The sequence below is a fragment of the Xanthomonas sp. NCPPB 2866 genome, from assembly GCF_041475745.2.
In the GTDB taxonomy this organism is placed as follows: Bacteria; Pseudomonadota; Gammaproteobacteria; order Xanthomonadales; family Xanthomonadaceae; genus Xanthomonas; species Xanthomonas arboricola.
This window is the reverse complement of record NZ_CM192975.1, coordinates 4,463,193-4,487,753: the sequence shown is the minus strand read 5'-3', so window position 1 is coordinate 4,487,753 and position 24,561 is coordinate 4,463,193. Positions and strand designations below refer to the sequence as shown.

General features: G+C 65.2%; 19 protein-coding genes. 17 read left to right on the top strand and 2 right to left on the bottom strand.

Going from position 1 to position 24,561, the window contains the following annotated elements; translation table 11 throughout:
* Nucleotides 1-193 precede the first annotated feature (193 nt).
* The 3 genes from ACCQ04_RS19090 to ACCQ04_RS19080 all read left to right on the top strand — a co-directional run bounded on the left by ACCQ04_RS19090 (nt 194) and on the right by ACCQ04_RS19080 (nt 5,607).
* On the top strand, nt 194-883 hold the full coding sequence (locus ACCQ04_RS19090; RefSeq protein ID WP_104553141.1) for a glutathione binding-like protein: 690 nt from the start codon (nt 194-196) through the stop codon (nt 881-883).
* A 348-nt stretch (nt 884-1,231) separates the two neighbouring features.
* Nucleotides 1,232-3,463, top strand: coding sequence for a S9 family peptidase (locus ACCQ04_RS19085; RefSeq protein WP_226427927.1), 2,232 nt, complete (start codon nt 1,232-1,234; stop codon nt 3,461-3,463).
* Nucleotides 3,464-3,804: 341 nt separating this feature from the next.
* Nucleotides 3,805-5,607 carry a DUF885 domain-containing protein gene (locus ACCQ04_RS19080; RefSeq protein WP_226427928.1) on the top strand — a complete coding sequence of 601 codons (1,803 nt, stop codon included), beginning with the start codon at nt 3,805-3,807 and terminating at the stop codon, nt 5,605-5,607.
* A gap of 928 nt (nt 5,608-6,535) precedes the next feature.
* On the opposite strand, the gene ACCQ04_RS19075 is transcribed toward ACCQ04_RS19080, so the two are convergent.
* Nucleotides 6,536-6,973 carry a hypothetical protein gene (locus ACCQ04_RS19075; protein ID WP_167710025.1) on the bottom strand — a complete coding sequence of 146 codons (438 nt, stop codon included), beginning with the start codon at nt 6,971-6,973 and terminating at the stop codon, nt 6,536-6,538.
* 198 nt (nt 6,974-7,171) lie between these two features.
* Here ACCQ04_RS19075 and ACCQ04_RS19070 point away from each other — a divergent pair, with 198 nt between their 5' ends.
* The 3 genes from ACCQ04_RS19070 to ACCQ04_RS19060 all read left to right on the top strand — a co-directional run bounded on the left by ACCQ04_RS19070 (nt 7,172) and on the right by ACCQ04_RS19060 (nt 11,530).
* Entirely contained in the window at nt 7,172-7,414 is a 243-nt protein-coding gene (locus ACCQ04_RS19070; RefSeq protein ID WP_024939083.1) for a hypothetical protein, read from the top strand.
* Nucleotides 7,415-7,678: 264 nt separating this feature from the next.
* The gene (gene hemB, locus ACCQ04_RS19065) at nt 7,679-8,668 is read left to right on the top strand and encodes a porphobilinogen synthase (protein ID WP_179466034.1); all 990 of its coding nucleotides are present in this window, start codon (nt 7,679-7,681) and stop codon (nt 8,666-8,668) included.
* Nucleotides 8,669-9,010: 342 nt separating this feature from the next.
* Entirely contained in the window at nt 9,011-11,530 is a 2,520-nt protein-coding gene (locus ACCQ04_RS19060) for a PepSY domain-containing protein (protein WP_226427929.1), read from the top strand.
* A gap of 882 nt (nt 11,531-12,412) precedes the next feature.
* Here the strand turns inward: ACCQ04_RS19060 and ACCQ04_RS19055 are convergent.
* Nucleotides 12,413-13,294, bottom strand: a complete 882-nt coding sequence (locus ACCQ04_RS19055) for a TolB family protein (RefSeq protein ID WP_226427930.1) — start codon at nt 13,292-13,294, stop codon at nt 12,413-12,415.
* 52 nt (nt 13,295-13,346) lie between these two features.
* Here ACCQ04_RS19055 and aroE point away from each other — a divergent pair, with 52 nt between their 5' ends.
* The 11 genes from aroE to ACCQ04_RS19000 all read left to right on the top strand — a co-directional run bounded on the left by aroE (nt 13,347) and on the right by ACCQ04_RS19000 (nt 24,490).
* A complete protein-coding gene (aroE, locus tag ACCQ04_RS19050) occupies nt 13,347-14,198 on the top strand; it encodes a shikimate dehydrogenase (protein ID WP_024939079.1) in 852 nt (283 codons plus the stop codon).
* A complete protein-coding gene (locus ACCQ04_RS19045; protein ID WP_016902791.1) occupies nt 14,188-14,562 on the top strand; it encodes a hypothetical protein in 375 nt (124 codons plus the stop codon). Before aroE ends, ACCQ04_RS19045 begins: the two co-directional genes overlap by 11 nt.
* Nucleotides 14,559-14,795: a hypothetical protein gene (locus tag ACCQ04_RS19040; RefSeq protein ID WP_024939078.1), complete on the top strand. Its 237-nt coding sequence runs from the start codon at nt 14,559-14,561 to the stop codon at nt 14,793-14,795. Before ACCQ04_RS19045 ends, ACCQ04_RS19040 begins: the two co-directional genes overlap by 4 nt.
* Nucleotides 14,796-15,047: 252 nt before the next feature.
* Nucleotides 15,048-17,180: an ATP-dependent DNA helicase DinG gene (gene dinG, locus ACCQ04_RS19035; RefSeq protein ID WP_226427931.1), complete on the top strand. Its 2,133-nt coding sequence runs from the start codon at nt 15,048-15,050 to the stop codon at nt 17,178-17,180.
* A gap of 188 nt (nt 17,181-17,368) precedes the next feature.
* Nucleotides 17,369-17,977, top strand: coding sequence for a DUF6624 domain-containing protein (locus tag ACCQ04_RS19030; protein ID WP_102255090.1), 609 nt, complete (start codon nt 17,369-17,371; stop codon nt 17,975-17,977).
* Between the two features lie 434 nt (nt 17,978-18,411).
* The gene (katB, locus tag ACCQ04_RS19025) at nt 18,412-19,917 is read left to right on the top strand and encodes a catalase KatB (RefSeq protein ID WP_180968604.1); all 1,506 of its coding nucleotides are present in this window, start codon (nt 18,412-18,414) and stop codon (nt 19,915-19,917) included.
* 58 nt (nt 19,918-19,975) lie between these two features.
* On the top strand, nt 19,976-20,551 hold the full coding sequence (locus tag ACCQ04_RS19020; RefSeq protein WP_226427932.1) for an ankyrin repeat domain-containing protein: 576 nt from the start codon (nt 19,976-19,978) through the stop codon (nt 20,549-20,551).
* An 863-nt stretch (nt 20,552-21,414) separates the two neighbouring features.
* Nucleotides 21,415-21,639 (top strand): hypothetical protein, encoded by a 225-nt coding sequence (locus ACCQ04_RS19015; protein ID WP_016902784.1) that lies wholly within the window; start codon nt 21,415-21,417, stop codon nt 21,637-21,639.
* 454 nt (nt 21,640-22,093) lie between these two features.
* On the top strand, nt 22,094-23,098 hold the full coding sequence (gene dusA / locus ACCQ04_RS19010) for a tRNA dihydrouridine(20/20a) synthase DusA (RefSeq protein WP_065033495.1): 1,005 nt from the start codon (nt 22,094-22,096) through the stop codon (nt 23,096-23,098).
* A gap of 247 nt (nt 23,099-23,345) precedes the next feature.
* The gene (locus ACCQ04_RS19005; protein WP_179466027.1) at nt 23,346-23,735 is read left to right on the top strand and encodes a hypothetical protein; all 390 of its coding nucleotides are present in this window, start codon (nt 23,346-23,348) and stop codon (nt 23,733-23,735) included.
* Between the two features lie 71 nt (nt 23,736-23,806).
* Nucleotides 23,807-24,490 (top strand): response regulator transcription factor, encoded by a 684-nt coding sequence (locus ACCQ04_RS19000; protein ID WP_002808458.1) that lies wholly within the window; start codon nt 23,807-23,809, stop codon nt 24,488-24,490.
* Nucleotides 24,491-24,561: the final 71 nt, after the last annotated feature.

Sequence of the window (24,561 nt, the reverse complement as noted above, 5' to 3'; positions counted from 1 at the left end):
GACACAATCGTGCATTTGTGAGCGCAGGCTTAACCAAGTCAATTTGCACTGCAGCATCGGCCACGAGCCAATCGCGTCACACATCGTTCCAGCCAGCACCACCGCACGCGCACGCACCGGTCGCGGGCTTGGTCGTACCATCGATCGCCAAGGCGCGCGCTGCGTGCCACCCCTTGCCGAACTGGAGCGCACGATGATCGACCTTTACTACTGGCCCACCCCCAACGGCCACAAGGTCACCTTGTTCCTGGAAGAGGCCGGGCTGGACTACACGCTCAAGCCGGTCAACATCGGCAAGGGTGAGCAGTTCGAGCCGGCCTTCCTGCAGATTTCGCCCAACAACAAGATGCCCGCGATCGTCGACCACGCACCGGCCGACGGCGGCCCGGCGCAGAGCGTGTTCGAATCCGGCGCCATCCTGCTGTACCTGGCCGAGAAGACCAGCCGTTTCCTGCCGCGCGATGCGCGTGGCCGCATCGCCGCGCTGGAGTGGCTGTTCTGGCAGATGGGTGGACTGGGGCCGATGAGTGGCCAGATGGGCCACTTCAACGTCTACGCGCCGGAAAAGATTCCCTACGCGATCGAACGCTACAACGCCGAGGTGCGTCGCCTGCATGGCGTGCTCGACAAGCGCCTGGCCGAGCAGGCATTCCTGGCCGGCCCCGAGTACGGCATCGCCGACATGGCCAGCTATCCCTGGATCGAGGTCTACGCCGACATCCGCCCCGATTACGCCGAGCTCCCGCATCTGAAGCGCTGGCACGACGCCATCGCCGCGCGCCCGGCCACGCAACGTGCGTATGCGCTCAAGGAGCAGGTCAACCCCAACGCCGGCAAGCCGCTGAGCGAGGAAGAGCGCAAGCATCTGTTCGGCAAGCGTTGAGGGCGCAGTAACAACAGCGCGGCACGCACGGCAGTTCCACACGGCGCCCGAGTTCCTCTCCCCCGGGAGAGGGGTTGGGGTGAAGGTACGCAAGTGGAGCCAGACCCATCGCCCCCAGTAACCTGCGCACCACGAAACGCGCATGCACCATCCGCAGCGCGCCGCCTGCGACCATCAGCCAAACGCACCTCTGCTCGCTAGAAACTGAGCGACAACAACCCCAGCACCATGCTGCAGCACACGCCCACAACCGCGCGCAGCCCTTCATCGCGCACGCGCAGCATCGCCGCGCTTCTCAAACACCCCACACGCCCGCATCCTGTGTGCTATCTCAAGACAGGATCTTCGATGCGCGCCCTGTTCGCAGCCCTTGCCCTCATGCTCAGCACGATCACCACCGCCCACGCCGAAAAACTCACCCTCGACGCCATCACCGGCCCATTGCCGTTGTCCGGCCCGACGCTGATGAAACCCAAGGTCGCCCCCGATGGCTCGCGCGTGAGCTTCCTGCGCGGCAAGGACAGCGACCGCAATCAGCTGGATCTGTGGGAGTACGACATCGCCAGCGGTCAGACCCGGCTGCTGGTGGATTCCAAGCTCGTGCTGCCCGGCACCGAAACGCTCAGCGATGTCGAAAAGGCCCGCCGCGAGCGCCAACGCATCGCTGCCTTCGCCGGCATCGTCGATTACCAATGGGCGCCGGACGCACATGCACTGTTGTTCCCGCTCGGTGGCGAGCTGTATCTGTACGACCTGCGCAAGACCGGCGCGGCGGCAGTGCGCAAGCTCACCCACGGCGAAGGCTTCGCCACCGACGCCAAGCTCTCGCCCAGGGGCGGCTTCGTCAGCTTCGTGCGCGAGCGCAACCTGTGGGTGATCGACCTGGTCAGCGGCAAGCAGCTGCAGCTCACCAGCGACGGCAGCGAGACCATCGGCAACGGTGTGGCCGAGTTCGTCGCCGACGAGGAAATGGATCGCCACACCGGCTATTGGTGGGCGCCGGACGACTCGGCGATCGCCTTCGCGCGTATCGACGAATCCGGCGTGCCGGTGCAAAAGCGCCCGGAGGTCTATGCCGACCATACCGAGGTCATCAGCCAGCGCTATCCGCAGGCTGGCCAGCCCAACGTGGCCGTGCGGCTGGGTGTGATCGCACCGCGCGCCAACGCCGCGCCGCGCTGGATCGAGCTTGGCAGCAATAATCCCGATATCTATCTCGCACGGGTGGATTGGCGCGATGCGCAGCGGCTGACCTTCCAGCGCCAGTCGCGCGACCAGAAAACCCTCGAGTTGATCGAAGCCACGCTGGCCAGCGGCAAGCAACGCGTGCTGATCACCGAGACCTCGCCGACCTGGGTACCGCTCCACAACGATCTACGTTTTCTCAAGGACGGCCGTTTCATCTGGAATTCCGAGCGCAGCGGCTACGAACATCTGTATGTGGCATCGGAAGACGGCCGCACGCTCACGCCGCTGACCTCCGGCGCCTGGGTGGTCGATGCACTGCTCGCCGTCGATGAGCAAGCCGGTACGGTGTATTTTTCCGCCAGCAAGGAGTCGCCGACCCAGGCCCATATCTACGCCGTGCCGCTGGCCGGCGGTGCGATCGAACAACGTTCGACAACCCACGGCACGCACGCCGCCAGCTTCGCCAACAACGCCAGTGTGTATGTCGACAGCTGGTCCAACACCACCACGCCGCCGCAGATCGAGCTGTTTCGCGCCAATGGCCAAAAAATTGCCACACTGCTGAAGAACGATCTGGCCGATCCGCAGCACCCGTATGCCAGATACCGTGACGCGCAGCGCCCGGTGGAATTCGGCACGCTCACCGCTGCCGACGGCACCACGCCGCTGCAGTATCGCCTGATCAAACCGGACGACTTCGACCCGGCCAAGCGCTATCCGGTGATGGTGTACGTGTATGGCGGCCCCGCCGCGCAGACCGTGCTCGATGCCTGGCCAAGCCGTGGCGATGCGCTGTTCGATCAATATCTTGCGCAACGTGGTTACGTGGTGTTCTCGCTGGACAACCGCGGCACCCCGCGGCGTGGCCGTGCCTTCGGTGGCGCGCTGTACGGCAAGCAGGGCACGGTGGAAGTGGACGACCAGCTGCAAGGCGTGGCCTGGCTCAAGGCGCAGCGCTGGGTCGATCCCGCCCGCATCGGCGTGCAGGGCTGGTCCAATGGCGGCTACATGACGCTCATGCTGCTGGCCAAACACAGCGACGCCTACGCCTGCGGCGTGGCCGGTGCACCGGTCACCGACTGGGGGTTGTACGACACCCATTACACCGAGCGGTACATGGACCTGCCGGCCGGCAACGCCGACGGCTACCGCGACGCACGCATCGCCACCCATCTGGACGGCCTGCGTGCCAAGTTGCTGCTGATCCACGGCATGGCCGACGACAATGTGCTGTTCACCAACTCCACCGCACTGATGAGCGCGTTGCAGGCGCGCGGTACTGCCTTCGAATTGATGACCTATCCCGGCGCCAAGCACGGCTTGTCCGGCAGCACTGCCTTGCATCGCTACAAGACCGCGGAGGCATTTATCCAGCGCTGCCTGATGCCCTGAGCGGCCGGCAATCGGTGCCGGGGAGACGGAACTGCAGTGGTAAACGACCGCCGATGCCTGGCATCGGCGACATTCACCAGAGCGGTCGGGCAGGAGATGCCCGTCGCAGCGTGGACCTGCACGGGCCGCGCGGCGAGGGAAGCCGGCGCCAGGCGGACGCCAGCCGCAAGCACGGCGATGGCGCCAGCAAATGCTGACATTCGCCAGCAGACCGCCGATCCAATCAACCTGGTAGCCGACCCGCAAGCGCCGCCGCACTCCTGCCGACCATGACCTAAGACGCATTGCCGCAGCCGCTGCGGATGGGTAGGGTCGCGCTACTCAACTTGCGGATCAGCCCCATGAAACCACTCGTTCTCGCCATTGCGCTGGCGCTCGGTGCTTCGCTGCCATTGCAGGCACAGACCGGTAAGGCCGCGCAGGCCCAACCTGCCACGCCGGCCTGGGTGCAGACCAGCAATGGCTATGCACAGATCCTGCTGAACGCGCAGGCGCCATTCCAGCCCGAATACGCCAGCTTCTTCGGCGTGCCCGGCTACGACGACCAGGTCATCGACCTGGGGCCAAACAACGCCGCGCGCTACCGCGATGCGATGAACAAGGCACGCGCCGCGTTGCAGGCCAAGCTGGCCACCGAGCGCGACGTCAATGTGCGCCAGGACCTGCAGATCATGATCGCTGCGGCCGAGCAGAACATCGAAGGCAGCGAACTCAACGAGCGCTATCTGTTGCCGTGGAACGATGCGCCGCAGCTGGTCTTCAGTGGCCTCAACGGATTGTTGTCTGACCAGACCGTGCCCGAGCGCCGCGCCAAGGCGCTGGATCGCCTCAAGCGTTACGTCGGCCTGGTGCCGGGCAGCACGCCGACCACCACGCTGGCCCGCCAGCGCTACGAAGAACAGCTTGGCAACACCCCCTTGCTGCAGCCCACCCAGCGCGAAGTGGAGCAGGCGCTGGCGAACGTGGACACCTACGTCGCCGGCATCGGCGAGTTGTTCGCCAAGTACAAGATCGCCGGCGGTGACGAAGCGCTCAAGGCGATGTCCACCCAGTTGAAGGATTACGCCAGCTGGACCCGCACCACAGTATTGCCGAAGGCACGCAAGGACACCCGCCTGCCCGAACCGCTGTATGCCTTCCAGCTCAAGCAGGTCGGCATCGATATCGCCCCGCAGCAGCTGATTCAGCGCGCGCAGCTGGAATTCATGGAAACCCGCTCGGCGATGCGCCAGCTGGCGCCGCTGGTGGCCAAGGCCAAGGGCGTGCAGGGCAGCGATTATGTACAGGTGATCCGTGCGCTCAAGGGCAACAAGATCGCCGACGACCAGCTGGAAACCCACTACCGCGGCGTGATCGACCAGATCGACCCGATCATCCGCCAGCAGCGCATCGTCGATGTGCCCAATCGCCCGATGCAGATGCGCCTGGGCAGTGCCGCCGAAAGTGCCGCGCAACCGGCGCCGCACTTCCTGCCGGCACCGCTGATCGGCAATACCGGCCAGCAGGGCCAGTTCGTGCTGCCGCTGGGCAACCCGACCGCCGACGGCGCCAAGAAGGAGCAGTACGACGACTTCAACTTCGGATCGGCCGCCTGGACGCTCAGCGCGCACGAAGGCCGCCCCGGCCACGAGCTGCAGTTCACCGCCATGGTCGAACGCGGCGTGTCGCTGGCGCGCAGCCTGTTCGCGTTCAACTCGGTCAATGTCGAAGGCTGGGCGCTGTATGCCGAAGCCGAAATGGTCCCGTACGAACCGCTCGACGGTCAGCTGATCGCCCTGCAGTTCCGCCTGCTACGCGCCGCCCGCGCCATGCTCGACCCGATGCTCAACCTCGGCCTGATCGACCGCGAACGCGCACGCCAGGTGCTCGAAGACGACGTCGGCCTCTCGCCAGCGATGACCCGCCAGGAACTGGACCGCTACACCGTCCGTGCCCCCGGCCAGGCCGGCAGCTACTTCTACGGCTACACCCGCATCCTCGAACTGCGCATGCGCACCGAGCTGGTCCTGGGCAAGAAGTTCGACCGCCTGGCCTTCAACAACTTCCTGCTCGACCAGGGCCTGTTGCCACCAGACCAACTGGCCAAGGCGGTGGAGACGCAGTTCATCCCAGCGCAGCTAGGTAATCACAGCCAGTCAAATTGATTGACTCTGACAGCTATATGAGGCTGGATCTGCGGCGCGGTCCCGAATGACGCGCCGATGGATCGACTCCGACGTCTTCAGACTGTAGCTACATTGAACGGGTGCAATGCGTTTCAAACGGCAGAAGTGATCGGCACCTGCCGAAACTAGCCGGTCCGGTTCTTTGAGGCTAAAGAGCGCAGGCAGCCATGCATCGTCTGATGCGCATGTGCCGCTTCACGACGATTATCCAGTGCATCTGCACTCAATGGTCATGAGGAACGTTTTCAGGCGGCCTCTTGCCATTCCAACTACCTCGCTTCATCGCTTTGGGGCAGATCCTTTTGTACTGGTAATACGCATCGATTCCAGTCTGGGTCCATGGTCCGCAATACGGGCCTTTGCAGCAGACGGAGAGACTGGGTTGAACACAGTAGCCTAGCATCGGTGCTGTTGTCCCACTGATTGGATCTACCGCTATCCAATTCTTGTCCGCACCTTTGCATCCCTGTGTACAGAATACGAATGGGTCATTGTCGCGGCACACAAGCTTTTCATAAACGCTTTGCGCCTGAATCTCGGCCTGGCCTGCAAAAAACAATACCAATATCCATATCAAGTTCTTCATCAGCTAGTCCTTATGTCCAGGGAGGTCAACAGATCCAATTAATCAACGATTGGCGATTTGATCATCGCTAAGAGCACCCAATTCCTATTTGTTTGTAAGATGCGCATGCGGTACCTGCAAACTCATCTGCCCGGGCAAGATAACGCATCCTATCTCGGGTTTCACCTTGTGGGCATGCGTCCAAGCCATGAACGCCCGGACGCATGCGGGTCGGCAATCAGAGGTCGATAACGCTTTCGAAGGCAGCCATATTAGCTAACTGACTGGCCGCAAGTACGTAGCGACTGCTGTCAGCAGGAGAGGAGCAATCAGCGAGCGGTCCTAGTCTTGCGCCCCCGCCGGCACCCAGATCGCCATGCCGGCCGCACGCTTTTGGGTGGTCGGGATGCCGATGCCCAGGCCACCGCCGACCCGGCCGCCGTAGCTGCCGCCGCCGACCGACAGGCCGCCGCCGGAGCGTTCCGAACCCACGCCGACGATGACCACGCCGTTGGCGCCCAGCTTGGCGGCTTCGCGCTTGAGCCGTTGCACGGCCGCATCGGTCTGGCCCTGGGTGCCGAAACCGGCAGCACTGGTGGATTCGAGCTGGGCGATCTCCACCGAGCCGACCGGTGCATTGGAGTACACCTGCACCAGTGACGGGTCGATCGGCGCGCGCGCCTGGCCCAGCATCACCTTGGAACTGCTGGCGCAACCGGCCAGCAGGGCAACGGTGGCTGCCGCGATGGCGGCATTCCTGATCAGCGATTGCATGTACATGGTGGAACCCCCTGTGGGTAATGGCAACGATGATCCGGCGCCCGGACTGAATCGCTCTGGACTTTGCCGCACCCTAGCCATGCCCACGTGAGGCTACCGCCAAGCCGCCATTGGTCAGGGTGACCATCTGCCCACAGCGCCTTGGCGGGCGCGGCGCTAAGCTCGGGGCTTCTTTGAATGGCGAGGTGGCACGTGGGATTGATCAGCCTGCTGTGGGGCATTGTGGCGCTGCTGTGGATGGTGCTGGCCTTCATCCCGTTGCTGGGCTGGGGCAACTGGTTCTTGATCCCGTTTGCGGCGTTGGGCGCGCTGATCGCGGCGATCGCGCTGCTGTTCACCTCGGCCGGCAATCGCGGACGTGCCAAGACCGGTCTGCTGCTCAACGGCCTGGTGATCGTGGTCGGGGTGATCCGACTGAGCCTGGGCGGCGGCGTGATCTAGCACGCGGCGTCGCCTTCCAGGCAGGTCGCGCGAGTTCGGAGGGCCGTGCGCCGGCTGGCGATGGAGAAGATCGACGCGTGGCACCGCCGCCAGCCGGGCACGTTCCCTGTGGGGTAAGCTGACCGCGTGGTCCAAGCGGATCACGCTTGCATTTGCATTGATCACAGCGTGATCCGGCCCGTTGCACCGCTGCGACACAGCGTCGCAGCGCGTCCTGCGGCGGGTCGCGGGCGTAAACTTGCGGGCTGCTGACAGGAGCCCATGATGGCCCATCCCCATTACCGTCCCCGCCGCATGCGCCACGATGCGTTTTCGCGCCGTTTGATGCGCGAAAACACGCTGACCACCGATGACCTGATCTGGCCGGTGTTCGTGCATGAGTTGTCCGGCCGCGCGCCGATCGCGTCCATGCCCGGCGTCGAGCGCCTGTCGCTGGACGAATTGCTGCACGAAGCCGAAGCGGCCCTGGAGCTGGGCATTCCGGTGATCGACCTGTTCCCGGTGATCGACCCGGCCGGCAAGAGCCTGGACGCGGCCGAGGCCTGGAATCCGGACGGCCTGGCGCAGCGTGCGGTGCGCGCACTGAAAGCGCGGTTTCCCGAACTCGGCATCATGACCGACGTGGCGCTGGACCCGTACACCACGCACGGCCAGGATGGCATCATCGATGCCAAGGGCTATGTGCTCAACGAGATCACCGTCGAGGCGCTGGTCAGGCAGTCGCTGTCGCATGCCGAAGCCGGCGTGGACATTATTTCGCCGTCGGACATGATGGATGGCCGCATCGGTGCGATCCGCCGCGCGCTGGATGCGCAGGACCATCTCAATGTGCGCATCATGGCTTATTCGGCCAAGTACGCCTCGGCGTTCTACGGCCCGTTCCGCGATGCGGTCGGCAGCGCCGGCAATCTGGGCAAGGCCGACAAGACCACCTATCAGATGGACCCGGCCAACAGCGACGAGGCCATGCGCGAGATTGCGCTGGACCTGGAAGAGGGCGCGGACATGGTGATGGTCAAGCCGGGCATGCCATATCTGGACGTGGTGCGGCGGGTGAAGCAGGAATTCCGCGTGCCCACCTTCGCCTATCAGGTCAGCGGCGAGTACGCGATGCTCAAGGCCGCCGCCGCCAATGGCTGGCTGGACGAACGCAAGTGCGTGCTGGAAGCGCTGATGGCGTTCAAGCGCGCCGGCGCCGATGGCGTGCTGACCTATTTCGCACCGCAGGTGGCGCGTTGGTTGCGGGAAGGCTGAGTGCGCTGAGGCGGTGCTGTGACGCCCTCCAGGCCGCAATTGGCGCCTGCAGGCTTGGCCCGATTCGAAAACCCAACGATCCCGCAGGCCGCGTTCTCTCGCGGCCTGCGCTGCGTGCGGCGCGCGCCATCCTTCCGGATGGGGAGGGAAGGTGTGGCGCAGGCAGCTTGATCAATCTGCTTCCTGCGATCAATGGGTACCGGCGTTGCTGCAATAATCGAGTGACACAGCAGTCGCTGACTGACGGCGCTACGGCAGTGGCGTGAGCTTCGGAATCCCACGCAAACTGCGATAACGATTCTCATCTACAATGGCGAGCCCACTGTTTGCGGCTGCTCGCGCGTGCTCAAGACCGTCCTGTTCCAATTGCACTGGCTGCTCGGCATCACGGCCGGGCTGGTGCTGTCGGTGATGGGGCTGACCGGCGCGTTGATGTCCTTCGAAAACGAGATCGTGCGGTTGGCCAATCCGGCCATCACGCAGCTGGCACAGCGGCATGCCGCAGGCGAGCGGCCATTGCCGGTGGATGTGCTGCTGCGCCGGCTGGACCTGGATCAGCAACAGGCGGTCACCCGTATGCTGATCGATCCGACCGGCAAGCGTCCGTCCAATGCACGCCTGGCCGGCAAGGACGGCGGCCGGGTGTACTTCGATCCGTACACCGGCGACAGGGTCGCCGCCCCGCGGCTGAGCGGCGCGTTTGCCTTCATCGAGGACCTGCATCGCCATCTGACCGCCGGCAAGCGTGGCCAGGCGGTGACCGGTGCGAGCACCCTGATCCTGCTGTTCTTCTGCGCTTCCGGCCTGTATCTGCGTTGGCCGCGACGCTGGTGGAGTCTGCGCACCTGGTGGGCAGTGGAATGGCGGCGGCAGGGGCGCAGTTTTCTGTGGAGCCTGCACGCGGTGTTCGGCACCTGGTGTCTGCTGGTGTACCTGCTGGTGGCGCTGACCGGGCTGACCTGGTCCTACAACTGGTACCGCGACGGCATGGTGGCCTTGCTCGGCACCGAGCCTGCGATGCGTGGCGACGGGCGCGATCACCGCCCGGCCACGGTGGATTTTGCAGCCGTGCAACGCACCCTGGATGCCATCCCGGCCACGCACAGCACGGCACTGGACCTGCGTATCCCGCCGCGTGCGGGGCAACCGCTGAGCGTGCGGTTCCTGCCCGACCATCCCGATCACGATCGCGCCTACGACAATCTGGAGATCGAGCCGGGCAGCGGTGCGTTGCTGCGTCGCCAGGACTATGCACTGCTGCCGCGCGGGCAGCAGTTGCTGGTGAGCATGTTTCCGCTGCATTCGGGCAGCTTCTTCGGGCTGCCGGGCCGCATCGTGGTGATGCTAGCCAGTGTCGGCATGTCGGTGTTCTTCGTGACCGGCTGGATGTTGTACCTGGATCGCCGCCGCAAGAAGCGCGCGCTGCGTGCCGCGCGCGATGTCCTGCACGGTGCCCCGGCGGCCTCGCAGGCCGAGCCGTGGTTGATCGGGTTCGCCAGCCAGAGCGGGTTTGCCGAACGGCTGGCCTGGCAGGCGGCCGGGCATCTGCAGGCGGCCGGTCTGCCGGTGCAGGTGCGCTCGCTGGCACAGCTCACCGCGCAGCATCTGCAGGGCACCCGGCATGCCTTGTTCGTGGTCAGCACCTTTGGCGATGGCGAGCCGCCCGATACCGCGCGCAGCTTCGAGCGCGAACTGTTGCGTCAGCGCATGACGCTGTCACAGCTGACCTATGCCGTGCTGGCCCTGGGCGACCGCCAGTACGCGCAGTTCTGCGGGTTTTCCCGACGCATCGAACAGTGGCTGCAGGCGCAGGGCGCGCAGCCGTTGTTTCCGGCAGTGGAGATGGACAACACCGATCCGCAGGCCCTGGCGCAATGGCATGCGCAACTGGCGCAGATTGCCGGTGCGCCGGTGGCCGCCGTGCCGCTGGCCCGCCCGACGCTGCTGCACTGGACGTTGGCGGCGCGCACGCATCTCAATCCGGGCAGCGAGGGAGCACCGATCTGGCAGATCGATCTGCTGCCACCCTCCGGTACACAATGGCAGGCGGGCGACATTCTCGAAGTGCAGCCGGCGCACGCCTACACGCACGTGCGCGCGTGTCTGGCCGCCTGGGGCCTGCCGCCCGACGCGCTGGTGCATGTCGATGCGCAGTTGCTGCCGCTGCAGCAGGCCGTCGCCGAGCGCGTGCTGCCGGAGCCGCCCACGCGCCCGCCCACGCCGCATCCGGATCCGCAGACCTGGCTGGACGCCTGCGCCTGGCTGCCGACCCGCGATTACTCGCTGGCCAGCGTGCCGGCCGATGGCGTTGCGACCGCGGTGGTGCGCCTGACCACAGGCGCCGACGGCAGCCCCGGCCTGGGCTCGGGCTGGCTGATCTGCCGCGCACCCGTCGGTGGGCAGATACGCGCACGGTTGCGCACCAATCCCGGATTCCATCGCATCGAACAGGCGCCGATGGTGTTGATCGGCAACGGCACCGGTATCGCCGGTTTGCGCAGTCTGCTGCGCGAGGCCGAGCTGGCCGGCGTACACGGACATTGGCTGCTGTTCGGCGAACGGCAGGCCGCGCACGATGGTCTGTTTGCCGACGAACTTCAGGCCTGGCATGCGCGTGGCCACCTGCAGCAGCTGGACCGGGTGTTCTCGCGCGACCAGGCGCACAAGCGCTACGTGCAGCATCACTTGCGCGAAACCGGCGACACTTTGCGCCACTGGATCGATCGCGGTGCGGTGATCCATGTCTGTGGCAGCCTGGACAGCATGGCGCGTGAGGTCGATGCCACGCTGCGCGAATTGCTGGGCGAGACGCGGCTGGAGTCGCTGACCGCAGCGGGACGTTATCGGCGCGATGTGTATTGAGCGCGGTCATGGCCGCTGCATCGCTGGGTTGGAGCGGCCAGTAAAACGTGGCGTGCGGTCGCCGAGCGGGTGCGAACGGTTTGGAGAAATCGCGGTGAACGACGGAGACATGCTGCGTCCTAGCTAGCATCGACCGCGCCCTCCTTGCAGCGTGTGCGGTGGTTTTGTTAGCTGCCAACCATGGCGGCGTCTAAGCGCGGTCCGATGCTTGAATCAAAAGCCTGGTTGGTCGAGGACGCGATGCCCTCACCACGTCCGGGACACGCCGTGAATCCGTCCATGCAGGCTCCGTGGCGGCATCCATGCCGCCAAGGGTCCCGGAACCGGTAAGGACATCACGCCTGCGAAGCCGGTCGTGCACTGATGGAACCGCACAAGCGGGATGACTCAAGCGAGGCGACTTAACGCAGCGGTCTGGTCGCTTGCATGCATGTGTGGATGACCATTAGCGATAGGGGGCAAGCCCAATCCACTTGCTGCCCGCTTTCGACGGACAGCTTTGGAAATCAGACCACGTCTGCCAGATCACAAGGATCATGCAACCACCGCTGCATCTGACCCGCCTGCTGCCGCTCCCGCTTCTGACCATGCACACCGACCATCCCGGCTGGCCCTTGTCCGCCTACCGTCGCGGGACCTTACGCGGCATGGATGCCGCGTAAGAGCCTACATGGACGTACTTGCGGCGTGTCCTGCGATGGTGGGCGGGCAAGGGCCCTGCGACCAAGCCTCAGATCAGCAGCCCTACAGCCGAGCCTTAGTACAGCCAAACCGCAAACCAGCGCTCTGCAGCGAGGACCCAGATCATCCGCTCTGCAACAGCTTGGCGTGAAGTCGTATTCCCAGCAGCCCCTTGGCAAGGGTCTGCGCACCCACCCATCCTCAATGGCAGCTCGTACCTCCCTCCACCGCCGGCGCCTTCATCCGATAGATGTCCAGCTGCCCCGCACGCGGTGCGCGCGCACTGCCGGTCACCAGCAACTCGCCTGGCTTGGCCGCATCCACCACCGCACCGAAGGTGCGTTCCTGCGGCCCGTTGAACGACAGCGGCACTGCCTGGCCCACGGTGTAATGGCCGTTGCTGCAGGTCGCCAGCAATAACTGGCTGGGACCATTTTGCCGGCCGCGTGCCCATACCAGCCCCCGTCCATCGCCAAGCCAGGCCGCATCCAGCTCGTCGTCGGCGCTGTTGATATCGCTCAACGCCACCGGCGCGATGAACGCCTGTCCATCCCAGCGCGCCACGAACATGTCCATGCCGCCGGCGCCACCGTGGCCATTGCTGGCGAACAGCAGGCGGGTGCCGTCCAGCGACAGTGTCGGGGAGCGCTCGTCGCCGCGGCTGTTGATCGCCGCGCCCAGGGATTCCACCGCACCGATCCGGCCCTGCGCATCCACCGGCGCGCGATACAGGTCGGCGCCGCCGGCACCGCCAGGGCGGCTGGAGGCGAACAGCAGCCAGCGGCCATCGGCACTGAACAGCGGGGAGGTCTCGTCCTGCGCCGTGTTGATCGGCAGCACTTCTGCGTCCTGCCAGCGCCCGCCGTTCAACCGGGCCTGCCACAGATCCCAGCCCCCGGTGCCGCCGGCGCGGTCGCTGGCCCAGACGATGCGTTGCCCGTCCGGACTCAGCGTGGCGCGCGCTTCGTTGGCCGGCGTGGAGACCACGCCCATGCCTTCGATGCCGAATTCGGCAAGCCCCGACGCGACCGGGACGCAGAGTAAACTTGCCGCCAGCGCGAGCAGTGTCCATCGAAGTTGCATGCGGGGTTCCTGCCTCAAGTCGCGCACAGTCTAGTCAACCAGAGAGCGTTTCATGCCCGTATCCCGTTATGCCGTGTTCGGTCACCCCGTCGCCCATTCGCTGTCGCCGGCCATCCATGCCGACTTCGGGAAGCAGACCGGCATCGCGCTGGACTACACCGCCATCGACGCACCGCCGGAAGAGTTCGCTGCCGCGCTGGAGCGCTTCGCCGACGAAGGCGGCAAGGGCGCAAACGTCACCCTGCCGCTGAAGGAAGCCGCTTGTGCGTTATCGGCCAGCCTGAGCGATCGCGCGCGTCTGGCCGGTGCGGTCAATACGCTGGTGCGCAACGACGGCCAGTGGCAGGGCGACAACACCGATGGCGCCGGTCTGGTACGTGACCTCACCGACCGCCACGGGCTGGATCTGCGCGGTCGCCGTGTGCTGCTGCTCGGCGCCGGTGGTGCCGCGCGCGGCGTGGCACCGGCGCTGCTGGAAGCGGGCATCACCGAAATGGTGGTGGTGAACCGCTCGCCCGAGCGTGCCGATGCCTTGTGCGATGCGCTCGGCGAGCCGGGGCGGGTGGTCTCGCGCTACATCGAAGACCTGCGCGATCTGGGCGACTTCGAACTGATCGTCAATGCCACCGCGGCTGGGCGCGATCGCGACGCCGGTGCGTTCGCCATGCCGCTGGGCCTGGTCAACAGCCTCACCGCGGCGGTCGATCTCAATTATGGCCCCACCGCCATCGCCTTCCTGGCCTGGGCACGCGCGGCGCAATGCCGCTACGCCGTCGATGGCCTGGGCATGCTGGTGGAGCAGGCCGCCGAGAGCTTCGCGCTGTGGCACGGCGTGCGCCCGGACACCGACCCGGTCTACGCCGCGCTGCGCGCGCGCGAGGCCGTTCTGGTCAGTGCCGACTGAGGTGGGCAGCGTCACCGCCACCGATATCCTGCTGACCCTGGTCACCAGCCTGCTGTCGCGCGTGCCGATGCTGATCGCGTTGCTGCTCGGGCTGGTTCTGCTGTGGCGTGCCTCGCAAAGCCCGTTGCGGCGTGCCGGGCTGGCCGCGCTCTGGTTGCTGCTGGGCTGCTTGTTTGCCGAGGTTGCCTTCCAGGCGATTCCGATGCTGTTGCTGCAGCAAGGCAATGTGCGTCAGATCAGCATGGTGACCAGCATCGCCCACTTCGTGCTGATGGCGATGCAAGGCGTGGGCATCGGCGTGCTGGTGTGGACGCTGGCAGGCAGCCTGCAACGCGTGCCGCCCGCCGCCGGCCCGCGCCCATGATTCCGCTCAAAGCCATCGCGCTGGTGGTGGTCGGGCTGGTCAGTGCCGGGCAGGGCGGGTGGACGCTGCTGCATCCGCAGGCGCTGGCTGCGGTCAATCGCGGCGGCCTGCTGTATGAGCGCTTCGGGCCCACTGGCGTGGGTGCCGGCATGTTGCTGATGGGCGTCGCAATGGTGGTCATCGGGCTGGTCTGGGCGCGCCATGCATGGCCGCCGCGGACGCAAGGCCGCTGACAACGTGGAGCGACGCTGCCTGCTCGTTGCGGCAGCTCAGGGTGATTGGGCCGGCATCCATTGCGCGACCCTCCGGGTCAGAACTTGCGGCCAGCGCCCGCCGGCGATGAGCGGATCCGACGCATGCAGTGGCCGTGCAGCGTGCGTACCTGGGACCAAGATGGCGGTGGCGCCGCCCCGCGCCAGCAAACACGTTCAGCCGAGTGCCACGCCGGTCGCAGGCGCTGCGCCGGTCCGTGCGAAAATAGCGCGATGAATGAAGTCGCCCCACCGGCCGCGCCGTCGGCGCCGGTTCCCACCCAGCGCGTTCTGACCGACCCGATCAAGGCCGGCATCCGCGAGGCCTACGCCAAGCTGCAGGCCAACACGCCCGGCTTTGCCACACGGCGGGCGCAGAGCCAGATGATCGGCCTGGTCTCGCGCGCGCTGGCCACCTCCGGCGGCATCGGCATTGCCGAGGCCCCCACCGGGGTCGGCAAGAGCCTGGGCTATCTCACCGCCGGCGTGCCGATCGCCCTGGCCACCAAGAAGAAGCTGGTGATCAGCACCGGCACCGTGGCGCTGCAGTCGCAGTTGGTGGAGCGCGATATTCCGGCCTTCCTCAAGGCCACCGGGCTGGAAGCCACGGTCGCACTGGCCAAGGGCCGCACCCGCTACCTGTGCACGCGCAACGCCGCCGAGCTGCAGGGCGAGACCAGCCAGGAAGGGATGTTCGACGACGAACAGGTGCTCTACGACCGCCCGCTCAGCCCGGCCGACGCGGATCTGGCCAAGCGCCTGGCCACGGCCTACGCCGAGCGCAGCTGGAACGGCGATCTGGACGATGCGCCCGAGCAGGTCTCGGTGCCGCTGCGCCTGCGCATCACCACGCCGGCCTCCGGCTGTGCCGGCCGCCGCTGCAGCTACGCCGCGCAATGCCCGGTGCTGAAGGCGCGCACCGACGTGCGCGAAGCGCAGATCGTGGTCACCAACCATGCATTGCTGTTGTCGTCGCTGTCGCTGGGCGATGCCGAGAATGGCCAGCCCTTGATCGCCCCGCCCGCCGACATGCTGCTGGTGCTCGACGAAGGCCATCACATCGCCGGCGTGGCGATCGACCAGGGCGCCGCCAGCCTGCCGTTGGACGAGATGGCCAAACGCACCGGACGGTTGCAGATCCTCATCGCCGCTGCCTACCGCGCGGTGGACAAGGACAAGATCGGCAACCTGTTGCCCAACGAGGCCATCGAGGTGGCCGCGCGCGTGTCCAAGCTGCTCAAGGCTTTCCACGCCGAGGTCGAACGCGTGTGGAAGCCCGAGCCCGGCGAGCGCGATCCCTTGTGGCGTGCGGCCAACGGCAAGCTGCCGCCGCAATGGGGCCCGGCCATCGAAGAACTCGGCGAAGAAACCCGCGCGTTGTTCAACTGGGTGCATGCCGCGCACAGCGCGATTGCCAAGGGCAAGCAGGACGACTCGGCGCGCGAACGCCTGCAGCGCAGCCTCGGCCTGGCTCTGGAGATGACCGAGCAGCAACACAATCTGTGGAGCGGCTGGCGGCGCGAAGACAAGGAAGGCCAGCCGCCGATGGCGCGCTGGATCACCCTCTCGCGCGACGGCGATCTGATCTGCCATTGCTCGCCGGTGTCGGCTGCGCAGGTGCTGCGCACGATGATCTGGAACGAAGTGGATTCGGTGGTGATGACCTCGGCCACACTCACCGGCGGCGGCGATTTCCAAGCGTTCGCGATCGACAACGGCCTGCCCGATCACGCCGAAATGGCCTCGCTGGCCTCACCGTTCGACCTGCCCAATCAGGCCGAATTGATCGTGCCCAATTTCCCGGTCACCCCAGACGATCGCGAAGGCCACCCGAAGGAAGTTGCGCGTTACCTGGTGCGCGAACTCGACTGGGCCGCCAAGGGCAGCATCGTGCTGTTCACCTCGCGCTGGAAGATGGAAAAGGTCGCCGACCTGATGCCGCTGGCGCAGCGCAACCGCGTATTGGTGCAGGGCGAGGGCAACAAGTCGCAACTGATCACCGAACACCTGCGCCGTATCGCCGCCGGCGAAGGCTCGGTGCTGTTTGGCCTGAACTCCTTCGGCGAAGGCCTGGATCTGCCCGGCGATGCCTGCACCACGGTGGTCATCACCCAGGTGCCATTCGCGGTGCCGACCGACCCGCAGACCTCGACCCTGAGCGAATGGCTGGAAAGTCGCGGCCATAACGCCTTCAACCTGATCGCCATCCCGCACGCGCTGCGCACGCTCACGCAGTTCGCGGGCCGCTTGATCCGCAGTTCCAGCGACCACGGCCGCGTGATCATCCTCGACTCGCGCCTGCTGACACGCCGCTACGGCAAACGCATCATCGACGCGTTGCCGCCGTTCAAGCGGGTGATTGGTTAGCGGCGCCAAGCCTGCGCCGGTCCCGTGCGGAGGATGAAACGCCCGTCTCGCAGAGTGCCGCTGTCACACGTTTGCGGTGCATGATCGTGCCCGTCGCTGCGCGTGTGGTGTCGATGGCAGCGGTATCTTTCCCTGCCGTGCTTTATCGACGCGATGTCGTGACCTTTTGAGATCCGGGAGGATTGCGGATGAAGACAGTGATGCTCGGTGTACTGCTATGGCAGCTGACAACTGCGGGATGGGCGATTGCCGAAGCCGATCGCACTCTGCAGCAAGGTCGTCCAGGCATGAACGCCTCTTATCGCGAACAGCTGCTGGCACTGGCCGATGCCGATCAGAAGATCCGTGAGCAGATTCGTGGTGCCTTCACGGCGCAACAGCTGCAGGCCAATCAAGGTGCAGCGAAAGACATGGCCATGCGTCTGGTTGCGTCGCAACGGGAAAACCAGGCTGCGCTGTCTGCACTGATCGACAAATTCGGCTTCCCCGATGTCGCGTCGGTCGGCGAGGACGGGGCGCATGCCGGTTTCCTGGTCGCGCAGCACTCCACTGACCGCACGTTTCGCGATGGCTTCCTGAAGAACATCGAGGTTGCGGTGGCGCGCGGGTCTTACAGCACCGCAGACATGGCATTGTTCGTGGATCGTAATCTGATCATGTCGGGCAAGCCGCAGCGCTACGGCACCCAGCGCAAGGCGGACGGCAGCCTGTTCGAGCTGGAGGATCCTGCCCAGTTGGCACGCAGACGGGCAGACGTAGGTTTGCCTGACGAACAGAGCGGTTCTGGTGGTCTTTGAACCGTGAGCGATCCAGGTGCGACGCGATGACTACTGTTTAACGCATGGGTCGCGCGTGCACACCTGGATCAAGAAGACGTTGCAAGGTGTTGGTGGCTTGGTTTCCACCAGGCGATGACACCCGGCCCTGTGGGTATTTTTCACCGCATACTGTCGCTGGTTGCTGAGTGTGCGGATCTTCCGCACTGCAGTATTCTTACAGTCACCAACGCACTACGTGCGTCGCTGCGAATCAGCCTAGTCACCGCATGCGTAGCGCAAGCGACATGATCTTCAACGTGCTACCGCCTTGTAACGCGATGCATATCACGCTCTGTAGTCATCATCATGTTCGCCTATCGCAGCGATCATAACTAACGACTTCTCACGCTTCGGTCCGCTGGCCATGATTCAGCTCCCTCAAACGAGCTGACGCCATGCGCCCTGGATCCCTCATGGTGCTAGCCCTGCTAGCCCCGACGCTGATCGCACCGCCGGTCTTCGCCCAATCCGTCCTGACCCGCGACAACGGCGCCAAGGTCGGTGACAACCAGAATTCGCAGACCGCCGGAGCCAATGGCCCGACCCTGCTGCAGGATGTGCAGCTGATCCAGAAGCTGCAGCGTTTCGATCGCGAGCGCATCCCCGAGCGCGTGGTGCATGCACGCGGCACCGGCGTCAAAGGCGAGTTCACCGCCACCGCCGATCTGTCCAGCCTGACCAAGGCCAAGGTATTCAGCGCCGGCGAAAAGACCCCGGTCTTCGTGCGTTTTTCCTCGGTGGTGCACGGCAACCACTCGCCGGAAACCTTGCGCGACCCGCATGGCTTCGCCACCAAGTTCTACACCAGCGAAGGCAACTGGGATCTGGTCGGCAACAACTTCCCGACCTTCTTCATCCGTGATGCGATCAAGTTCCCCGACATGGTCCACGCGTTCAAGCCGGACCCGCGCACCAATCTGGACGACGATTCGCGCCGCTTCGATTTCTTCTCGCACGTGCCCGAGGCCACCCGCACGCTGACCCTGCTGTACTCCAACGAAGGCACCCCCGCCGGCTATCGCTTCATGGATGGCAACGGCGTGCATGCCTACAAGCTGGTCAATGCGCAGGGCGAAGTGCATTACGTCAAGTTCCACTGGAAGACGCTGCAGGGCATCAAGAACCTCGACCCCAAGCAGGTCGCTGCCGTCCAGGCCAAGGACTACAGCCACCTGACCAACGATCTGGTCGGTGCGATCAAGAAGGGCGACTTCCCGAAGTGGGACCTGTACGTACAGGTGCTCAAGCCGGAAGATCTGGCCAAGTTCGATTTCGATCCGCTGGACGCCACCAAGATCTGGCCCGACGTGCCGGAGCAGAAGGTCGGCCAGATGGTGTTGAACAAGAACGTCGACAACTTCTTCCAGGAAACCGAGCAGGTCGCGATGGCGCCGGCCAACCTGGTGCCGGGCATCGAGCCGTCGGAAGACCGTCTGCTGCAGGGGCGCATCTTCTCCTACGCCGACACCCAGCTGTATCGCATCGGTGCCAATGGCCTGAACCTGCCGGTCAACCGTCCGCGTGTGGCCGTCAACAACGGCAACCAGGATGGCGAAGGCAATAACGGCCACACCACCAGCGGCGTGAACTACGAGCCGAGCCGGCTGGAGCCGCGGCCGCAGGACACCGCTGCGCGTTACAGCGCGTTGCCGCTGTCGGGCACCACCCAGCAGGCCAAGATCACCCGCGAGCAGAACTTCAAGCAGGCCGGTGAGTTGTATCGGTCCTACAGCAAGAAGGATCGCGCCGATCTGGTGCAGAGTTTCGGCGAATCGCTGGCCACCACCGACACCGAGAGCAAGCACCTCCTGCTGTCGTTCCTGTACAAGGCCGACCCCGAGTACGGCACTGGCGTGACGCGTGTCGCCAAGGGCGACCTGGCCCGGGTCAAGCAGCTGGCCTCCAGCCTGCAGGACTGATCCACCCACGGCATCGCGGCCTGTGCCGCGGTGCCGTTTTCGCTATCGGGAGAGCCATATGCGCACCCTGCTGTTTCTGATGCTTGGCACCCTGTCTGCAGCTGCCAATGCTGCCTCGCCCGCGCCGATGTCCACCAGCGCCACCGCTGCCGCCGCCGACCCGGCGCAGATCAAGCTGCAGTTGCGCGAGTACTTCTTCGACGCGGCACGCGAAGGGCGGCAGGACATGCTGGCCGAGTTCATCCGCTCGCACTACGACCTCAATACCCGTGACGAGAAGGGCTACACCGCCCTGATCCTGGCGGCCTATCACGGCCAGCGCCCGGCAGTGGAGCAACTGCTCAGCGCCGGTGCCGACCCCTGCGCGCAGGACAAGCGCGGCAACACCGCGCTGATGGGCGCGATCTTCAAGGGCGAGCTGGGCATCGCCAAGCGGCTGATGCAGGCCGACTGCGCGCCGGACCAGCGCAACAACGCCGGTCAGACCGCCGCGATGTACGCAGCGCTGTTCCAGCGCACCGACGTGCTCAAGGATCTGGCCGCCAAGGGCGCAGACCTCAGCCTCAAGGATGGGCAGGGTAACGATGTGACCAAGCTGCAGCGCGGCGAGTTTGCGACGACCCCGCCGCGCTGAGCGCGCCTGTCATGCGTAGCGGGGCAGGTATGCGTGACGCCAGGCGTCAGCAGGCTCGCACCGGCGCCATGCGGCCGATACCGGCGTGAGCCGACGGCGATGCGTGCTGCAGCGTGCCGTACCACGATGCACCTGATGCACAGGCCAATCGCCTGCAGCCCGCATCCTGGCGGATTGCACGCATAGCGCTCGGCCGTCTTCGAAGCGCTGTAGGTGGTTGCGACGGCAGCTCCATCCCGGTGGCCGTCGGATGAGTCGCTGATTGGTATCGCCCGAGTCCTGCACCTCGATACCCGGAGCCTCGACGGCCTCGCCTGCAGCACTCCACCGCGCGTGCTGACGCCACCGGTGCGTACCGGCGACACCCGCTCATTTATGACCACCGACGTGGTTCGGGAGGTAGCCGTTGCGTACCGAGCGCACCGCATGCTCGCTCTTAGATCGGCTGGCCGCGCGGTGACTTACTCAATCTGCCTTCATCACCTGCCGAGAGGCGCAACCACCGCCTCGGCCCGGTTCGGAGGTCAACCACTGTGCACCGAGCGCAGTGAATCCTCGCTCCCGGGTCGGCCAGTGGCTCGCCGACCTGCTCGATTTGCCTCCACGACCCGCTGGAAAACGCAGCCACCGCCTCCGCCGGTTTTCCGCCGCAGGCGCGTTGGATCTTTGGCGGCGGTGGTGATTTTTGTGCCACTGCGTCAGGAGCCCCCTGACATGGAAACCTTTTGTGCGCCAAGGGTTTGACATAAGTCTGAGTGCGCGCTGACTTGCCTGAAATTTGTTCGGAAAAATCGCAAAAAACAGTTCAAGAAAGCACTGCGAACGCCGATGCTTCCGCTATCGCACACTGGAACCCCCGGACCATGAAGCTCGATCCCTCCATCCCTTTCCTGATGTCCCTGCTGGCGATGGTGCTGTGCACCGCCACCGCCGTGGTCGCGCTGGTGTTCGGTCAGGTACACGTGCTGGCCACGTCGTGGAGCTTCTACACCGTGCTGGGTACCGCCCTGATCACCCTGGTTGCCTCGTACCATGCGCTCGGCAAGCCGCTGAGCGCCGAAGAGCGTGTGGGCTTCCGCAACCCGTAACTGCAGATCCTGTCCAGGCGCAGTGCACGACGCCAGCACTGGACGACACAAGCTCCGCTCGCCATTGACGATGCACCGCGTTCGCTCGACATGGGCGAACGCCCAGGCACTGCGCATCCTGCAGCGATGCCGCCCGATAACGCGCGCACCTGGCGTGCGAGGGCAACGACAGCAGCGCCAGCACGGTGTCGTTCGTCTCTTTCGATGGCAGTGATAGCCGCGATACCGGACGCCCAGGCGCGCCGCCAGCGGGTTCCATCAACGCGCGGCATGCCGACCTTCGCCAGCCCCTGTGGGTCAATCACATGGCGCAGTGAACCGGCGATCGACCAGCGGGCTCCGGCAGGTCGGCCTCGCAGGATGCCATGCCGCGCTGCGGCAGATTCATCGACGCCCGTGTAAGCTGTTGATCCTGCTCCGCATTCCGATGGCTGCCCGCTGCGGCCACATGTCGATGACCGCTTCCGCCGATCGCTACGCCGCCTCCCTGCGCCTGTCCGTCGCCCCGATGATGGATTGGACCGACCGCCATTGCCGGGTCTTCCATCGCCTGCTGGCACCCTCGGCACGTCTGTACACCGAGATGGTGCACGCCAATGCGGTGATCCATGGCGATCGCACGCGGCTGATCGGCTTCGATCCGGTCGAACACCCGCTGGCGCTGCAATTGGGCGGCAGCGAGCCGGCGCTGCTTGCGCAGGCGGCGGCGATCGCGCAGGAGTGGGGCTACGACGAGATCAACCTCAATTGCGGCTGCCCGTCCGATCGCGTGCAGGCCGGGCGCTTCGGTGCCTGCCTGATGCGCGAGCCGGGCCTGGTGGCCGACTGTGTTGCCGCCATGTGTGCGGCGACCACGCTGCCGATCACGGTCAAGTGCCGCCTCGGCGTGGACGACGATGACGACTACGCCGTGTTCGCCAGCTTCGTCGATCAGGTGGTCGCAGCCGGTGCCGCCATGGTGGTGGTGCATGCCCGCAACGCGTGGCTCAAGGGCCTGTCGCCCAAGGAAAACCGCGAAGTGCCGCCGCTGCGTTACGACTGGGCGTATCGCCTCAAGCAGGAGCGCCCCGCGCTGCCAGTGGTGCTCAATGGCGGCATCGCGGCGGTGGAGACCGCGATGGAGCATCTGCACCAAACCGACGGCGTCATGCTCGGCCGCGCCGCCTACCACGACCCCTATGTACTGCATCGCCTGGATGCAGCCCTGACGCATCGTGCGGAACAGCCGCGCGACCAATTACTGCGCGCCTTGCGGCCCTACGTCGAGTCCCAACTGGAGCAAGGCCTGGCCTTGAAACACATGACCCGACACGTGTTGGGGTTGTTCCATGGCCAGCCGGGCGGACGCGCTTTCCGGCAGGTCCTGAGCGAGGGCGCACACCGGCCAGGTGCCGGCTGGGAGCTGGTCGAGCAGGCCTTGCAGCGGACCGACACCCAGGGCTGGCGCGTTGTGGCCTGAACTGGCCTGCCGCTTGCATTACCTGAACAGGCATTTCCGCTGTCTGCATCTGACCGGGATGCCAACTGCCGGGCACGGGCACGAGTTCCAGAAAAGTGCCGTTCCAGGCGTCCAGATATTCATTTCACTGAACAGCGTTAACACAAAGCTAAAAAGTTCAGATGGGATTCACCCCGAAAAATCAAGAATTTGGACCATTCTCGGGCTCGACCATGCTGTCACCGGTGGCCGGTTTCACGAATTTTGAATGTTCCTGAACAACCCGCTAGGATTCATTGTGACCCAGCCCTCCTGCCGCGCTTGCTATGTCGTCCTGGTTGCCCTCGGGCTAGCCATGGCAGCGCCATTGGCGTGGGGGCAGGCATATCCGATGTCGCACGCGGGACGCGATCCATTGCCGCCTTCCGCGCGCGGTAATGGGCGCACGCTCTCGGACACCATCCGACAGGTGCAGCGGTCCACCGGTGGACAGATCCTCAGCGCCGAACGCGTGCCGTTCGACGGGGGCAATCTCAACCGCGTCAAGTACATGAAGGACGGCCGCGTGCATACCGTGTACGAGTCGGAGCAGATGCAGGCCGCGCCGCCGCGCAGCCAGGCGCCGCCGGATGCGCCACCACGCGACGATAACCACTAGACGTAGATAGTTCTGCGTTCAGTCTCATAAATTCCCCGGCCATTGGCCGACAACGTAACTAGGGAGAGTGCATGCGTATCCTTTTGGTCGAAGACGAAGCTCCGCTGCGCGAGACCCTTGCCGCGCGCCTGAAGCGTGAGGGCTTTGCTGTCGACGCTGCACAAGACGGCGAAGAAGGCCTGTACATGGGCCGCGAAGTCCCGTTCGATGTCGGCATCATCGACCTCGGCCTGCCCAAGATGTCGGGCATGGAGCTGATCAAGGCGCTGCGCGACGAAGGCAAGAAATTCCCGGTGCTGATCCTGACCGCGCGTTCGAGCTGGCAGGACAAGGTCGAGGGCCTCAAGCAGGGTGCCGACGATTACCTGGTCAAGCCGTTCCATGTCGAAGAGCTGCTGGCGCGCGTCAATGCGCTGCTGCGGCGCGCGGCGGGCTGGAGCAAGCCGACGCTGGAATGCGGCCCGGTCGCGCTGGATCTGGCCGCGCAGACGGTCAGCGTCAATGGCGCCAACGTGGACCTGACCAGTTACGAGTACAAGGTGCTTGAATACCTGATGATGCATGCCGGCGAACTGGTCTCCAAGGCCGATCTGACCGAGCACATCTACCAGCAGGATTTCGATCGCGATTCGAACGTGCTGGAAGTATTCATCGGCCGCCTGCGCAAGAAGCTCGATCCCGATGGTGAGCTCAAGCCGATCGAGACCGTACGCGGTCGCGGCTATCGTTTCGCCATTCCGCGTACCGAAGGCTGAGTCCGCGCATCGGCAAGCAGGAAGATCAGGTGCCGGGCCGCTCCAAGTGGTATAGACGCTGGCGGCCGCGC

Bases quoted from the DNA above. Each gene is read 5' to 3' on its own strand.
- ACCQ04_RS19055 (WP_226427930.1), bottom strand. From the start codon at position 13,294: ATGCAACTTCGATGGACACTGCTCGCGCTGGCGGCAAGTTTACTCTGC.
- ACCQ04_RS19040 (WP_024939078.1), top strand. From the start codon at position 14,559: ATGATTCCGCTCAAAGCCATCGCGCTGGTGGTGGTCGGGCTGGTCAGT.
- ACCQ04_RS19085 (WP_226427927.1), top strand. From the start codon at position 1,232: ATGCGCGCCCTGTTCGCAGCCCTTGCCCTCATGCTCAGCACGATCACC.
- dinG (WP_226427931.1), top strand. From the start codon at position 15,048: ATGAATGAAGTCGCCCCACCGGCCGCGCCGTCGGCGCCGGTTCCCACC.
- ACCQ04_RS19030 (WP_102255090.1), top strand. From the start codon at position 17,369: ATGAAGACAGTGATGCTCGGTGTACTGCTATGGCAGCTGACAACTGCG.
- aroE (WP_024939079.1), top strand. From the start codon at position 13,347: ATGCCCGTATCCCGTTATGCCGTGTTCGGTCACCCCGTCGCCCATTCG.
- dusA (WP_065033495.1), top strand. From the start codon at position 22,094: ATGACCGCTTCCGCCGATCGCTACGCCGCCTCCCTGCGCCTGTCCGTC.
- ACCQ04_RS19005 (WP_179466027.1), top strand. From the start codon at position 23,346: ATGTTCCTGAACAACCCGCTAGGATTCATTGTGACCCAGCCCTCCTGC.
- ACCQ04_RS19090 (WP_104553141.1), top strand. From the start codon at position 194: ATGATCGACCTTTACTACTGGCCCACCCCCAACGGCCACAAGGTCACC.
- ACCQ04_RS19000 (WP_002808458.1), top strand. From the start codon at position 23,807: ATGCGTATCCTTTTGGTCGAAGACGAAGCTCCGCTGCGCGAGACCCTT.
- ACCQ04_RS19020 (WP_226427932.1), top strand. From the start codon at position 19,976: ATGCGCACCCTGCTGTTTCTGATGCTTGGCACCCTGTCTGCAGCTGCC.
- hemB (WP_179466034.1), top strand. From the start codon at position 7,679: ATGGCCCATCCCCATTACCGTCCCCGCCGCATGCGCCACGATGCGTTT.
- katB (WP_180968604.1), top strand. From the start codon at position 18,412: ATGGTGCTAGCCCTGCTAGCCCCGACGCTGATCGCACCGCCGGTCTTC.
- ACCQ04_RS19080 (WP_226427928.1), top strand. From the start codon at position 3,805: ATGAAACCACTCGTTCTCGCCATTGCGCTGGCGCTCGGTGCTTCGCTG.
- ACCQ04_RS19015 (WP_016902784.1), top strand. From the start codon at position 21,415: ATGAAGCTCGATCCCTCCATCCCTTTCCTGATGTCCCTGCTGGCGATG.
- ACCQ04_RS19075 (WP_167710025.1), bottom strand. From the start codon at position 6,973: ATGTACATGCAATCGCTGATCAGGAATGCCGCCATCGCGGCAGCCACC.